This window comes from Bacillus haynesii (genome assembly GCF_014042035.1).
GTDB lineage: Bacteria > Bacillota > Bacilli > Bacillales > Bacillaceae > Bacillus > Bacillus haynesii.
Map to the genome: position 1 here is coordinate 3328421 of NZ_CP059494.1, position 13507 is coordinate 3341927.

The following is a 13507-nucleotide window of genomic DNA, read 5'->3' on the forward strand; positions in this document are numbered from 1 at the left end:
TTTTAGTGTATTAGTTTCCCTGAGAAAATTAAAAATCCAAAACATACGAAGTGGAAGGTCACCACGACTGAGACGGCTGTCGTCCACTTATTGTTCGGCCACCACTTATATTTCTTATTCCATTTTTCAAAGAAGTTAAAGCCGACCATAAGCAGCGCGTGATACAGCCCGTAAACGATGTACTGTGGGGCAAGGCCGTGCCAGACGCCCATCAGTAGGAACAGCAGCACATATCCGATATTGGAAACAGCCATCCGGTTTTTGATCCATTTTTTCTTCGTCATCCAAAGGACAAAACGCATGAAGACGTAGTCTCTGAACCAGAAGGAAAGCGACATATGCCAGCGGTTCCAGAAATCTTTAATATTGCGGCTGATGAACGGCTTATTAAAGTTTTCAGGGGATTTGATTCCCATGATATAGCTGACGCCGACCGCAAAAGCGGTGTAGCCGGCAAAATCAAAAAACAGATAAAGGCTGTACGCATACATGTATGCCAATCCATGCGAGAAGCTGCCGGAAGTCAAAAACGGCAGTTTCATAATGACATACGTATTAATGCAATAGCCGATAATGAATTTATATAAAAAGCCGAGAAAGATTTTATTGATTCCTTTGTAAAGCAGTTCTTCGTATTGCTCCTTCGTCCATACAGTCTGATCGTCTTTTTCAAAACGGCGGTACCTGTCGATCGGACCTGACGAGATGGTTGGAAAAAAGAGAATAAAGTAAAGCAGTCTGCTGATTGGGAGCTGCTTTTTAATGAGACCGTCGCGGGTTTCAATGATCAGCTGAACCCCTTTAAAAGTTAAATACGAGATTCCGAGAAATGTTGCCCAGTTGTCAACGGCGAAAAACGGCAGCAGCTTTGACAGTGCCAGAGGCAGGATAGAAGCTGCTGCAGCCAGACAAAATACGATGCCGCTGTTCGCTTTGAGACGGTAAGCGATATAGCCTTTGATCAAAACCATCTGCCAAAGCGTAAACAGGCACAGCATGATCAGCCCGTGCAGGCTGTTCGAAAAAATAAGCGCCAGAACCAGGACGGAAACCGCCATATTATATAAGCGGAAGCTTTTTCCGTTCAGTCCGAGAATAATGGTCGGCGCCAGTAAAATTCCTAATATAATGAAGAAAAGAAATGAACCATAGGGCGTCATACGGTTACCTCTTCTTTTAATCTCTTGCGGTCGATTTTACCGTTTGCTGTCATCGGAATCTCTTTTTGATACATGAATTTTCTCGGAATCATATAGGCCGGCAGCTTGCTGCCCAAATCTTTCTTAATCGCACTGGTTAACTGGTATTCCTTTTCGAAATCGTGTTCGGCAGGCACGATCATAGCGATCAGATACTCGATTTTCTCCTCGCGGTAGAATGGAATAACGACCGCCGACTGCACATATCGGGACTGATTGATTTGATATTCGATCTCTTCAAGCTCAATCCGGTAGCCATGCAGTTTAATTTGGAAATCGAGTCTTCCGAGGAAGAACAGCTGTCCGTTTTCTTTGTAGCCTGCGTCACCGGTGCGATAAGCAGGGGCGCCATTGTAAGAGAAAAACGCTTTTTCCGTCAGCGCTTTTTCGCCTAAATAGCCTTTGCTGACGCTGGCTCCGGTAATAATGATCTCGCCTTTTTCCCCGTCTTGGACGGCTTTTCCGTCTTCATTGATGATCACGATCTCGGTTTCAGGCTTTTCAGAACCGACAGGAAGAGAAGAATACTTGTTTAATACGTCGTCTGTTACTTCAATGGAAGTGACGGCAACGGTCGCTTCGGTCGGGCCGTATGTGTTAAAAACACGAGCCTTTGGAAATCTTTCTTTAAGCTGTCTGGCGACTGACGCCGGAAGCGTTTCTCCGCAGAACATAAACAAGCTCAGCTCAGGAAGCAGCTCTTCAGAATAAGACGGATCCATCAAGCACATTTGTGCGAATGAAGGCGTTGATGTCCAAACGTTGACGTTTGACTGTTTCAGCGCTTCAAACAACAGTTTCGGCCGGTTAATCATGTCTTTCGTAACCGTCCACAATGTGCCTCCGGACTGCAGGCACGGATAAAGGTCCATCACCGATAAATCAAAGGAAAACGGGGCTTGATTTAAGAACACTTGGCCGCTTTCCACCGGAAAGTCATTCGTGATCCAATCTGTGAAGCTCTGAAGGTTGTCGGCTGAGATTTGCACGCCTTTTGGATTTCCCGTGCTTCCGGATGTGTAGATAATGTAAAAGGTATCTTCACCATCAACCCAGCGTCCGGGATCTGTCTCCGGCACCCCGTCTCCTTCAAGAACGCCCGGTTCCACTACAGAAATGAGGGCATCTCCTGTGTCAACTGAAGTGCCTGAATTATTGAGCAAAAGCTCGGCTTTTGAACTGTTGATGATTTTCAGAATCCGGTCTGCCGGAATCGATACGTCAACTGGAATGTACGGATGGCCGGCTTTCACGCAAGCCAGGAAAGAAACCGCCATGACCGGTTTCATATGTCCGTAGACAATGATCGGAGAAGCATCTGTTAAAGCTTCGCTTTGAATCCTTGCGGCAAGGCGCTCAGATTGTGACCAAAGCTCTCCGTATGTCAGCTTTTCTTCTTCATTCACAAAAGCAAGGGTATCGGGTTGTGTTTGCGCGTATTCTTTAATTGTTTCTATCAGTTTCATTGTTTTTTTCTCCATTAAAAGTCATTATAAATATATGAACCTGTATTTGCTGTATGGAATCCGTAAATTAAAAACAGCAGCACCAGAATGAGAAAGTAATAGGAAGTGTTGAGCAGCCACTTCATTGTTGTTTTTTCATACAACATTTTTAGCTTATTTAACATTGATCTTTTCCTTTCCGTTATTGAATTGCCTTAACAACAGTATAAGACGAAAATGTTGTATAAAAGTTTCATTTGTGCGAGAGTTTTTATTTCCGAGCGCCGTAAGCCGTCAGCTCCAGAGCCTATCCTATTATAAACATTTTTTGTTATTGTGGAAATAAATTCTTTTTAAATAACAAAAAAACAGGCTCATATGAAAAGCGGAGCGCCTTTCGATATGAACCTGCAGTTTGTCGGAAGAAGGCTTCGTGCGTGAAGGAATTAATACTTTACAAAAGCGGAGCCTACAATGATCAGCAAAATAAATAATACAACGATCAAAGCGAAGCTATTAGAGTATGACATATCCTCACCTCCGAAAAGTGGTATTACAGAATATGAAGGTTTTATGACTTTTGAAAGGGGAATTAATTTAAAAAAGTGGAAAATGGTAAACGAGGCCACTTTTTGATCTCCGCTTTAAATCGAAACTTTACCGTGGACGTGCCCGTCTACTAACTGAAAAAACGAAATGATGTTATAAGGAGAACAATACAATGGATATGGCGATAGATAAGATGATAGGACTGCCTGAAGCCCAAATAGAAGATTTGAGAAACCTGATGGAGGACTGGAAGAACGAACTCCTCGTCTATAAATTTGCCTTGGATCAAATGGATACGAAGTTTTCGATTATCAGCCAGGAATATAATTTAATTCACGGTCATAACCCGATTGAGCATACGAAATCAAGGGTAAAAAGCTTTGAAAGCCTGATTAACAAGCTTGTGCGGAAGGGCTGCGATATTACGACAAAGGCCGCTAAGGAGCACATCAATGATATCGCCGGTCTCAGAATCGTCTGCTCGTTTTTATCCGACATTTACAATATGGTTGAAGTGCTGAAGGAACACGAAGACATCAAGATTTTAAAAATGAAAGACTACATTAAGAATCCGAAGCCGAACGGATACAGGAGTCTCCACCTGATTGTAGAAGTACCTGTTTACTTGACCAACCGCGTCGAGCACGCCAAGGTGGAGATTCAAATCAGGACAATCGCAATGGATTTCTGGGCGAGCCTCGAGCATAAAATCTACTACAAATTGAACAATGAAGTGCCGAACCAGCTCACTGATGAGCTGAAAGAAGCGGCTGACATCGCGAACTACCTGGATGAAAAGATGCTTCATATTCGAACAAAAGCGGATCAATAAAAAGCAGCCGGGCTAAAAAAATGCCCGGCTGCTATTTTTTTCTGCCGCTTGATCCGAAGTTGTCAACGTTGATATCAACATCATATGTAATATCAGCTTCAGCGAAAAGCTCATCCCATTTCCCTTTCACTTTTTCCCATTCCCGCGGGTACTGAATTCTGTACTTCAATTTGCCCGGTGATCAGCAGATACTTTTCGGGTTCTTCTTTTGTCAGCGTCCCGATGATTTTTTTACGCCGGGCCATTTTGTTATCCGTTGGACTTCCTTCAAAAACGCCCAGGCTTTCATAAAAAAGTAAGGGACAATAACAATGAAAGCACAAGTCATGACTTCAAAGAAAGCAATGCATTAATTGATATCTGCCCATTAAAATGCAAAACATGTAAATTTTTCATGAAGAGAAAAGAGGAAGCGTGCTCCTCTGTATCAAAGATTATGACTGTCATGAATCGAAAAAAGAAAACAAGAAAATGATAAGGGCACGAGGAGGTCTAAATATGAAATCGGATATTGAAAAACTTGCGGAATGCGGTTTGCAAAACGGAGCAGCGATGATGAACCGGGAGTCGCAACGGCTTGATGCTGCTTTATACGGGGCGGTCGTCAATGCTTTTGGCCGTGATGCGGGTGCGGGCGGTAAAGCGGACGGAGCTGGCGAAAGGCTGCTTTCTTGAGTAAATGGCCCGACTGAAAAAGAACCGCGCCCTGTTTTTAACAGCCGTTGCATCAGGGACGATGCTGAATCCGCTCAACTCTTCAATGATTTCTTTGGCGTTGCACAGCATCCAGCATGAGTTTCACCTTTCATTTGCAACCGTATCGTGGCTGATTTCATCCTTTTATTTAGCCAGTGCGGTCGCACAGCCTGTCACAGGAAAAATCGGCGATTTAATCGGCCGGAAAAAGATGTTTTTGTCAGGGCTTGTTCTCGTTGCCGTATCGGCAATCGGCGCTCCTCTCGCACCGGCTTTTTCCGTCTTGTTGATCATGCGTTTGTTTCAATCGATTGGGAGCGGCGCCATTTACCCTTCGGGAGTGGGCCTGATCAGAAGCCACATTCATGAGAAGCAGGCGTCTGCACTCAGTGTGCTGTCCATTTTTTCTTCGGCTATGACCGCCTTTGGACCGACCGTGGGGGGATTTTTAATCGTTTTCGGGGGATGGCCCGCCATTTTCCTCGTGAACTTTCCATTTATTTTGTTCAGCTTTTTGCTGGGGATGTACATGTTTCCGAAAGATGAGAAAAAAGCCGGCTTAAATGTCCGCGCCGTGATCAAGCGGCTTGATCTGACCGGGATTCTTCTGTTTGCGGGCGGAATTGTTCTCCTGCTGGCATTTCTGCTCTCATTGAGCACGGGCGAGCCCAGTTTTGCCGAGGGGATGTTCGGACTCGTCTTGCTTTTGATATTTGTTTGGTGGGAGCTGAGAGTGGACAGCCCGTTTATTGATATCAGACTGTTGATCGCACGCAGGACGCTCACTTCGGTCTATGCTCAATTTATTATGCTGAACATCTTTAACTACTGTTTGTTTTTTGGACTTCCGAGTTATTTTCAGGATGAAATGCACCTTTCCGTTCAAACGAGCGGTCTTTTGATGCTGTTCATGTCCGGTACGAGCGTATTGATTTCGCCTTTTGTCGGGACATGGATTGACCGTTCAGGTGAAACGCAGCCCGTTTTAATTGGTTCTTGCTTAATGGCAGCCGGCGCTATCCTGCTAACATTGTTTTTTGTCGATGCACCGATGTTGTGGAAAGGCATCATCCTCTCTTTGCTGGGGATTAGCTACGGACTCGGCAATGTCGCCCTGCAGGCTGCCATGTTTACGGCAAGTCCGCCGGACATCGTCGGAACCACTTCGGGGCTTTTCCAAACATGCCGCTATCTTGGCTCGATCTTTTCGTCCGTCATTCTGGGTCTGTTGTTTGGAGAAGAAATAACCGCGTGTCATTTTCGGGATCTGGGAGTGGTCATGATTGTGGTTGCCATCGGAAGCGTTTTGATGAGCTTCAGATTTATCAAGCTGATGAAGGATTGAAAAATGGAGCACGGGATGCGGCTCCATTTTTTTGCTTCCCGCAGTTTCGAATGCTTGATTTGGAGATTGCACTTTGGCGATGGCAAAAGCGGAGAGAAAAAACAAAAACTGGTATTAATTGCTTATTGAATGTTTTTAACGCTTCTTCTTTTTGGTCACAGCTGTGATGATCATAATGACTATAAAGATAGTGAATAGCTGAATAAGGAAGGGAAACACAATTTCTCATCTCCTAATAAATTTTCGAAAATATAAAAAATGTTGACTGCTGCAATAATAAGAGCGCCAAGGTCTACGCACTCAATGCTGGCAAGATAAGAAAAATCAATAAACCTTCCATCAAAATAGAATAATTATAAAACATGGCTTACATAATAAATGAATAAAATCCATTTTAAGTCCAGTTTTCTATTAGCCAAGCTAAAAAAACAGATAGAGACTTAAAGTCAACAAGAAAAAGGTAATCGCGTGTAGTTACCTAAACGCGAATCCCATGATTCAACTTCCTAATCATCTTCGCTTCTACTGTAGTTTCAAAAAGGCTGCTTCCCCTGCGTTCTCATCTTGAAATAAAATAAACTTCACGTCAAGGAAGCTTTACAAAATGAGGCCCTTAGGCTCAAACTTGCAACCGCCGATGATAGGAAAAGGCTATGCTTACATACATCAATAGGCCGGGACATGTGAATTTGTCAGCAGCACAAACTGGACATATTCGGAGAATCATCGGTTTTTCTTGAATCGCTTACTTTTATGTGTGGGAAAGCTGATGACACTGCAGCGGTGGGGAGGATAGGTGCTTCGGGTCTATGAAAAGAAGCGGTATAAAAACGGAGCAGATCAATTCAATCTGCTCCGTTTTAATATTACTGGGCAACTGAGGTGTAAGACGGTTTTCTGTTTTCTTTCTTGGTCAAGTTATACACGGCTGTTCCCGCGATTTGACCGGCTGTTTTCAGCCTGTCTTTGCTGATGTGTTCAATCGTGTCGTAAGGGGTGTGGTACCAAGGCTCCAATGCACCTGTTCCCGGCTCTCTCCAAATAAAGTTGGCCGAGTCGATGCCGGCTTCATGGAATGGGACATGGTCGGATGATCCGCCTTGATGTAAAAATAATACGTCTTTCCCAAGGCTTAAAGAAGCGGATTTACTTAGCTGCCAGACAAGGTTTGCCGAACCGTCGGGCGTATTGATGTACAGCTGTGAAGCATTTTCCCAGCTTGTCGCCACCATATCTAAGTTAAAGTTGGCAACACTCCGTTTGACTTCCTGCTCTGACAACTTGCTGACATAATGGCGCGATCCGAGGAGACCGATTTCTTCGGCGCCGAATGTAATAAAGCGAATTTCTTTGTCGGCTGGAACCGTCTTCATGATCCGGGCCAGTTCAAGGACGACTGAAGTGCCTGAGGCATTGTCATTGGCTCCTGGAGCATAAGGGACGCTGTCATAATGCGAAGTCACATATACGATGTCCGGATTTTTGACACCTTTTGCTTTGCGGACGCCGATTACGTTTTGCGAGGTTTGATTTTTATGAGCTTTCAGCTTCAAGATCGCTTCTTGTTCAGAAAGCAGCTTTTCCCCGTCTTCCTTTTTGACGCCGACAACCGGAATATCGACTTTATTCCCGCTGAGATTCGGAGTCAGAGGGACGAGGCTGTCGACATTATTATAAATGATCACTCCGCTTGCGCCTGCGTCAGCAGCATTTTTCGCTTTTTCATAGAATGTCAGCTCACCTCTTAAAATGACGGCGATTTTGCCTCTCGCTTCTTCGGTGAAGTCGCCGGGCAGGCCGAGGCCGGCATCATAGAGAGGAGCGGCCAAGCCTTCTGCTGCAGTCGGAGCGGAACCGGCGGCAGGCCGCGTAGGCACGTTATTTCCCTGAACGGTAAGCGTTCCTTCCAGCCGGTCAGGTATGCTGAAGGTTTGTGTGGTCACTTTCAGATTTGACTTTTTCATTTGTGAGGCGATAAAAGCGGCGCTCTTTTTTTCTTCCAGAGTGCCTGTCACACGCGGTCCGATTGTTTCGCTTAAATGGTAAATCGTTTGATAGGCGCGGTTCTCGTTGAATTTTTTGCTGAATTTTTCGATATCTTTTGCGATAACTGTTTCCTGAGGCGCCGCTTGAACTGCATTCCCCGTTCCATCAGCGAACACGCCGCCTGCAATGATGGATAGCGCCAATCCGAACATCATCATTTTTCTCTTCATACATAAACCTCCTTGATGGTCTTGTTTTCCTGAGAAGAGATATTCGCAGCTGAACGGGTGAATCCTGCATGCATCAAATAAATGATTCGATAGACCGGTAATTTTAAGTTTAATAAAAAGAGTTTTTTTGTTTAATAGGATGGTTGACGTGAGCCTTCTTTCTGTTTAGAATACGTCCGAATTATCAGGATCCTGATTTTGAATCACATATGTGAATGTTGGAGGTTGTCATGTCAGTAAAATCCGCGGTACGTGTTGTACGTATATTTGAATTGCTGTCAAATCATCCGGATGGATTAACCGTAAAGGAAATCAGCAAAGAATTGTCGCTGCCCCAGAGCAGTACATTCAATTTGGCCGCTACACTTTTGGATGAAGGCTACCTTCAGCAGGATGCTATCAAGCGTTACAGGCTGGGGGCAAAACTGATTCAAGTTGGAACCGCTGCCATGGAGTCGATCGACATTTCATCGCAGGGTGTTCCATTTTTAAAACAGCTGATGGACGGCGTTCAGGAAACGGTGTTTATGGCCGTTCTATCCGATGATCAGCTCGTCTATATCGCAAAAATCGATAACAACAGGTCAATCAGAACAACCGCACAGCCCGGTTCGCGCAAACCGCTTTATTGCACCGGGCTTGGCAAGGCATTTTTGGCATTCATGCCGGAGGACAAAAGGAAAGGGCTGCTCGACCGCATGGAATTTATCCGCTTTACCGGGCATACCATCACCGCCAGAAAAGAGCTGGAAAAGCAGCTGCAGACATTTTTGGAACAGGGATATGCCGTTGACAATGAAGAAAATGAAGAAGGTTTGTTTTGTCTGGCGGCGCCTGTCTATGGTCCGGATGGCGTGATGAAGGCGGCGATCAGCACCGCCGGGCCAAAGGAGCGCATGCTCGCAAGAAAGGCCGTTATCGTTGAGCAGCTTCTTCACACAGCCGGAAAAATTACAGAAAGCATTGGCGGATTTAAAAAGCCGCTTTAGCAAAGGGGGAGAGTTCTGATGGATGTTATTAGCATAGGAGAGACAATGGCGCTGTTCACCCCGAATGAAGACGGCCCTCTCAGATACGCAAGAAACTATCAGGTGAGAATAGCGGGCGCAGAAACAAACACGCTGATCGGGCTTTCGAAGCTCGGAAAAAAAGCCGGCTGGATTACACGGCTTGGAAAAGACGAGTTCGGGGCGATGATTCTTTCTTCTGTCAGAGGAGAGGGAGTCGATGTCAGCCAGGTGAAGCTCGATGACGCGGCGCCGACCGGTTTGTTTTTTAAAGAAAGGAAAAGCGCGGCCAAAGTCAATGTCTTCTATTACAGGAAGCTTTCAGCGGCGAGTTTTTTGAAGAAAAGCGATATTGATGAGCAGTACATTGAGAAAGCGGGGCTTTTATACATTACGGGAATTACCCCGGCTTTAAGTGAAAGCGCTTCAGATGCAGTGTTTTATGCAGTGGAGCTCGCCAAAAAGCACAATAAATGCGTTGTATTTGATCCGAATTTTCGAAAAAAGCTCTGGGACGGAGAGCGGGCGCGGCAGACCATGTTTGATCTGATCAAACAGTCTGATATCGTGCTTCCTGGCCTGAGTGAAGGGCGTTTTTTGTTCGGCACTGCTGATGAGAAAAAAATAGCGGAAGCCATCCGCGGGCTGGGGGCTGAAACTGCCATCGTCAAGCTTGGTGCAAAAGGCGCCTATTATTCCGGCGGGAATGAAAGCGGCTATACGGATGGCTATCAGATTCAGACTGCAGCGGACCCCGTGGGTGCCGGAGACGGCTTTGCAGCCGGCGTATTATCGGGTTTGATTGATCATATTCCGCTTTCAGAAGCTGTCAAACGAGGCTGTGCCGTCGGCGCTATGGTAGCTGCAGTAAACGGTGATATTGAAGGGCTGCCTGACCGCGAATCACTGTTTGCGTTTATGGAACAATCTGATGAAGAAGATGTCAGCCGATAAAAAAACCGTAAAGAAAGGGTGGCAGAAATGCATGTATTGTCACAAATCGAAGAACAAAAAGTGATTGCGATCATCCGCGGATACAATCCAGAGGAGGCAGTGAGCATTGCCGGCGCCTTAAAAGCGGGTGGCATCAGGCTCGTGGAAATTACGCTCAATTCCCCTCAAGCGATCAAAGCGATTGAAGCGGTTTCAGAAAAATTTGGAGACGAAATGCTTGTCGGGGCGGGAACCGTTCTTGACCCCGAATCTGCGAGAGCAGCGCTTTTAGCCGGAGCGCGGTTTATCCTGTCTCCGACCGTCAATGAAGAGACGATCAAGCTGACAAAGCGATATGGAGCGGTCAGCATTCCGGGCGCCTTTACCCCGACTGAAATATTGACGGCGTATGAAAGCGGGGGAGACATCATCAAGGTATTTCCCGGAACGATGGGGCCTGGCTATATCAAGGATATCCACGGACCGCTTTCGCATATTCCGCTGCTGCCGACCGGAGGAGTCGGTTTGGAAAACATTCACGAGTTTTTACAGGCCGGTGCGGTCGGAGCGGGAATCGGCGGTTCACTTGTCAGGGCTAATAAAGAGGTTAATGACGCGTTTTTAGAAGAGCTGTCCAAAAAAGCAAAGCAATTTGTTGAAGCAGCAAAACAGTAAAAAAGGGGAGATCAAAGATGAAAATAACGGGATACGAGTGTTTCCAAATTCCGCCGCGCTGGCTTTTCTTAAAAATAGAAACGGATGAAGGCATTACAGGATGGGGAGAGCCGGTAATCGAGGGAAAGGCCGCGACAGTTAAGGCGGCTGTGGGCGAGTTAATGGAATATTTAATCGGCAAAGACCCGATGAACATCGAAGACCACTGGAATGTCATGTACAGAGGCGGGTTTTATCGGGGCGGACCCATTTTGATGAGCGCGATTGCAGGCATCGATCAAGCGCTTTGGGACATTAAGGGCAAGTTTTACAATGCTCCCGTGCATCAGCTGCTCGGAGGGAAGAACAGGGAATCGATCAAGGTCTATTCATGGATTGGCGGAGACAGGCCTCTAGACGTCGGCCTCGCTGCCAAACAGGTGGTTGACAAAGGCTTTACAGCCGTCAAAATGAACGGCACGGAAGAGCTGCAATACATCGATTCACATGAAAAAATCGATCAGGTGATTGAAAGAATATCAGCTGTCAGAGAAGCTGTCGGCCCGTACATTGGAATCGGCATTGACTTTCACGGCAGGGTGCACAAGCCGATGGCGAAGATTTTGGCAAAGGAGCTTGAGCCGTTTCGTCCGATGTTTATAGAAGAGCCTGTTCTGCCGGAAAACAACGAGGCGCTCCGCGATATCGCCAGCCTCGTCTCAATTCCGATTGCGACCGGAGAACGGATGTTTTCAAAGTGGCAGTTTAAAAACCTGCTGACTGACGGCTATGTCGATATCATTCAGCCTGACTTGTCACACGCCGGCGGAATTACCGAGTGCAAAAAGATCCTGTCGATGGCGGAAGCATTTGATGTCGCCGCCGCCCCTCACTGTCCGCTGGGCCCGATCGCTCTGGCGGCATGCCTTCAGGTTGATGCAACGTGCCACAATGCATTTATTCAGGAACAAAGCTTAGGAATCCATTACAACAAAGGGACGGATTTGCTTGATTATATAGTGGATCAAAAGGTGTTTTTCTATGAAGACGGCTATGTCCGGATTCCGGATGGACCTGGCCTTGGGATTGACATCAATGAAGATCACGTCCGGAAAATGGCTGATATCGGGCACAACTGGCGCAATCCGGTATGGCGGCACAAGGACGGAAGCATAGCTGAATGGTAAAAATGATACCGTTTTCAAAAGGTGTCCGTCATTACAATCAAATAAAAGGAGAGGGCCTGTCATGAAACAAACAACTTTAAAAGAGAAGCCGACAAAGGTTAGAGTGCGGGTACTGCTGTTTATTTTTGTATGTGTCGTGATCAATTATATGGATCGAAGCAATATCTCTGTTGCAGCTTCTGCAATCGGGGACGATTTAAACTTGTCTGCCGTTCAATTGGGCTTGATTTTTTCAGCTTTCGGCTGGGCTTACTGCGCACTGCAAATACCGGGAGGCGGGCTTGTCGACCGGTTTGGCCCGAGGCTTGTCTACGGTTTTACATTGGTTACATGGTCGCTCACAACATTGCTTCAGGGGTTTGTCCGCGGCTTCGGTTCGCTATTCGGCTTGCGTCTTGCGACCGGAGCGTTTGAAGCGCCGGCTTTTCCGACCAATAACCGGGTGGTGACTTCATGGTTCCCTGAACAGGAAAGAGCTTCAGCCATTGCATTTTATACGTCGGGGCAATTTGCCGGCCTTGCATTTTTGACGCCGGCGCTCAGCGCCATCCAGCATGTCGTCGGCTGGCGCGGCCTGTTCATCGTAACGGGGGTAATCGGCATCATCTGGGGCCTTATCTGGTATATCTTTTATCGTGATCCTGACCGTCATCCAAAAGTAAACAAGGCTGAACTTGACCACATTGAAAAAGGCGGGGGTATCGTCCGCCGCGCCCGGACTTCCGAGAATGAGAAATCGGCATTTAATTGGAAGCATTTCAAACAAGTGACCGCTCATCGGAAGCTGTGGGGCATATATATCGGACAGTTCGCCGTTAATTCGACTTTATGGTTTTTTCTGACGTGGTTTCCGACATACCTTGTAAAATATAGAGGCCTTGATTTTCTTCAATCCGGTTTTCTCGCCTCGCTTCCGTTTCTTGCGGCATTTATCGGTGTTCTGTTGTCCGGCTTCCTGTCCGACTTTTTGGTCAAAAGAGGTGTATCGGCCGGGGTTGCACGCAAAACACCGATTATTACCGGATTGTTCCTGTCTATTTCAATTATCGGAGCCAATTATGTCGATCAAACATCTCTGATCATTTTGTTTATGACGCTCGCCTTTTTTGGAAACGGTCTGGCCTCCATTACATGGGTGCTTGTATCGTCTTTAGCGCCTAAGCATTTGATCGGGCTGACCGGCGGAGTATTTAATTTTGTCGGCAGCCTCGCCTCCGTTATCGTTCCGATTGTCATCGGCTTTCTCGCTAACGGGGGAAGCTTTGCGCCCGCCCTCGTCTTTATCGGCACCCTCGCCCTTCTGGGAGCCCTTTCCTACATCTTTCTTGTCGGAAAGGTTGAACGGATTCAGGTCAATGATGATGAAAAGAAAAACGATTTTATATCCATGTGAGTTTCTCGGCGGCCGGATTCCCGGCGGCCTTTTTATGTTTGAAAGGAATAA

The 13507-nt window shown here is 46.4% G+C and carries 14 protein-coding genes; 8 read left to right on the forward strand and 6 right to left on the reverse strand.

What is annotated here, in order from left to right; translation table 11 throughout:
• Nucleotides 1–2: 2 nt before the first annotated feature.
• The 4 genes from dltB to H2R00_RS16460 form a co-directional block, all read right to left on the reverse strand.
• Nucleotides 3–1160, reverse strand: a complete 1158-nt coding sequence (gene dltB / locus H2R00_RS16445) for a D-alanyl-lipoteichoic acid biosynthesis protein DltB (RefSeq protein ID WP_154997550.1) — start codon at nucleotides 1158–1160, stop codon at nucleotides 3–5.
• Nucleotides 1157–2665, reverse strand: coding sequence for a D-alanine--poly(phosphoribitol) ligase subunit DltA (gene dltA / locus H2R00_RS16450; RefSeq protein WP_154997553.1), 1509 nt, complete (start codon nucleotides 2663–2665; stop codon nucleotides 1157–1159). Before dltA ends, dltB begins: the two co-directional genes overlap by 4 nt.
• Nucleotides 2666–2679: 14 nt before the next feature.
• Nucleotides 2680–2829: a teichoic acid D-Ala incorporation-associated protein DltX gene (locus H2R00_RS16455; RefSeq protein ID WP_023856959.1), complete on the reverse strand. Its 150-nt coding sequence runs from the start codon at nucleotides 2827–2829 to the stop codon at nucleotides 2680–2682.
• A 261-nt stretch (nucleotides 2830–3090) separates the two neighbouring features.
• Nucleotides 3091–3174 (reverse strand): YjcZ family sporulation protein, encoded by an 84-nt coding sequence (locus tag H2R00_RS16460; protein ID WP_016885663.1) that lies wholly within the window; start codon nucleotides 3172–3174, stop codon nucleotides 3091–3093.
• Between the two features lie 212 nt (nucleotides 3175–3386).
• Between H2R00_RS16460 and ywaC the strand changes: the two genes are divergently transcribed.
• Nucleotides 3387–4025, forward strand: coding sequence for a GTP pyrophosphokinase YwaC (ywaC, locus tag H2R00_RS16465; RefSeq protein ID WP_031314764.1), 639 nt, complete (start codon nucleotides 3387–3389; stop codon nucleotides 4023–4025).
• Between the two features lie 31 nt (nucleotides 4026–4056).
• Here the strand turns inward: ywaC and H2R00_RS16470 are convergent, their stop codons facing one another.
• Nucleotides 4057–4194, reverse strand: a complete 138-nt coding sequence (locus H2R00_RS16470; protein WP_154997555.1) for a Ger(x)C family spore germination C-terminal domain-containing protein — start codon at nucleotides 4192–4194, stop codon at nucleotides 4057–4059.
• Nucleotides 4195–4523: 329 nt separating this feature from the next.
• Between H2R00_RS16470 and H2R00_RS16475 the strand changes: the two genes are divergently transcribed.
• Together H2R00_RS16475 and H2R00_RS16480 are read left to right on the forward strand one after the other, a co-directional pair.
• The gene (locus H2R00_RS16475; RefSeq protein ID WP_182069851.1) at nucleotides 4524–4700 is read left to right on the forward strand and encodes a hypothetical protein; all 177 of its coding nucleotides are present in this window, start codon (nucleotides 4524–4526) and stop codon (nucleotides 4698–4700) included.
• Between the two features lie 4 nt (nucleotides 4701–4704).
• Nucleotides 4705–6066: an MFS transporter gene (locus H2R00_RS16480; RefSeq protein WP_182069853.1), complete on the forward strand. Its 1362-nt coding sequence runs from the start codon at nucleotides 4705–4707 to the stop codon at nucleotides 6064–6066.
• An 866-nt stretch (nucleotides 6067–6932) separates the two neighbouring features.
• Here H2R00_RS16480 and H2R00_RS16485 read toward each other — a convergent pair.
• Complete coding sequence (locus tag H2R00_RS16485) at nucleotides 6933–8282, reverse strand: M28 family peptidase (RefSeq protein WP_182069855.1); 1350 nt, start codon at nucleotides 8280–8282, stop codon at nucleotides 6933–6935.
• A gap of 230 nt (nucleotides 8283–8512) precedes the next feature.
• On the opposite strand from H2R00_RS16485, the gene H2R00_RS16490 reads away from it, so the two are divergent.
• The 5 genes from H2R00_RS16490 to H2R00_RS16510 all read left to right on the forward strand — a co-directional run bounded on the left by H2R00_RS16490 (nucleotide 8513) and on the right by H2R00_RS16510 (nucleotide 13456).
• Nucleotides 8513–9271: an IclR family transcriptional regulator gene (locus tag H2R00_RS16490; protein ID WP_154997561.1), complete on the forward strand. Its 759-nt coding sequence runs from the start codon at nucleotides 8513–8515 to the stop codon at nucleotides 9269–9271.
• An 18-nt stretch (nucleotides 9272–9289) separates the two neighbouring features.
• A complete protein-coding gene (locus H2R00_RS16495) occupies nucleotides 9290–10243 on the forward strand; it encodes a sugar kinase (protein WP_182069857.1) in 954 nt (317 codons plus the stop codon).
• 27 nt (nucleotides 10244–10270) lie between these two features.
• Entirely contained in the window at nucleotides 10271–10897 is a 627-nt protein-coding gene (locus H2R00_RS16500) for a bifunctional 4-hydroxy-2-oxoglutarate aldolase/2-dehydro-3-deoxy-phosphogluconate aldolase (protein WP_182069858.1), read from the forward strand.
• Between the two features lie 17 nt (nucleotides 10898–10914).
• On the forward strand, nucleotides 10915–12063 hold the full coding sequence (gene dgoD / locus H2R00_RS16505; protein WP_154997567.1) for a galactonate dehydratase: 1149 nt from the start codon (nucleotides 10915–10917) through the stop codon (nucleotides 12061–12063).
• Nucleotides 12064–12124: 61 nt separating this feature from the next.
• Nucleotides 12125–13456, forward strand: a complete 1332-nt coding sequence (locus tag H2R00_RS16510) for an MFS transporter (protein WP_182069860.1) — start codon at nucleotides 12125–12127, stop codon at nucleotides 13454–13456.
• Nucleotides 13457–13507: the final 51 nt, after the last annotated feature.

What these genes read in the sequence shown, in the direction of transcription:
- dltB (WP_154997550.1), bottom strand. Translation starts at nt 1,160, where the DNA reads ATGACGCCCTATGGTTCATTTCTTTTCTTCATTATATTAGGAATTTTA.
- dltA (WP_154997553.1), bottom strand. Translation starts at nt 2,665, where the DNA reads ATGAAACTGATAGAAACAATTAAAGAATACGCGCAAACACAACCCGAT.
- H2R00_RS16455 (WP_023856959.1), bottom strand. Translation starts at nt 2,829, where the DNA reads ATGTTAAATAAGCTAAAAATGTTGTATGAAAAAACAACAATGAAGTGG.
- H2R00_RS16460 (WP_016885663.1), bottom strand. Translation starts at nt 3,174, where the DNA reads ATGTCATACTCTAATAGCTTCGCTTTGATCGTTGTATTATTTATTTTG.
- ywaC (WP_031314764.1), top strand. Translation starts at nt 3,387, where the DNA reads ATGATAGGACTGCCTGAAGCCCAAATAGAAGATTTGAGAAACCTGATG.
- H2R00_RS16475 (WP_182069851.1), top strand. Translation starts at nt 4,524, where the DNA reads ATGAAATCGGATATTGAAAAACTTGCGGAATGCGGTTTGCAAAACGGA.
- H2R00_RS16480 (WP_182069853.1), top strand. Translation starts at nt 4,705, where the DNA reads ATGGCCCGACTGAAAAAGAACCGCGCCCTGTTTTTAACAGCCGTTGCA.
- H2R00_RS16485 (WP_182069855.1), bottom strand. Translation starts at nt 8,282, where the DNA reads ATGAAGAGAAAAATGATGATGTTCGGATTGGCGCTATCCATCATTGCA.
- H2R00_RS16490 (WP_154997561.1), top strand. Translation starts at nt 8,513, where the DNA reads ATGTCAGTAAAATCCGCGGTACGTGTTGTACGTATATTTGAATTGCTG.
- H2R00_RS16495 (WP_182069857.1), top strand. Translation starts at nt 9,290, where the DNA reads ATGGATGTTATTAGCATAGGAGAGACAATGGCGCTGTTCACCCCGAAT.
- H2R00_RS16500 (WP_182069858.1), top strand. Translation starts at nt 10,271, where the DNA reads ATGCATGTATTGTCACAAATCGAAGAACAAAAAGTGATTGCGATCATC.
- dgoD (WP_154997567.1), top strand. Translation starts at nt 10,915, where the DNA reads ATGAAAATAACGGGATACGAGTGTTTCCAAATTCCGCCGCGCTGGCTT.
- H2R00_RS16510 (WP_182069860.1), top strand. Translation starts at nt 12,125, where the DNA reads ATGAAACAAACAACTTTAAAAGAGAAGCCGACAAAGGTTAGAGTGCGG.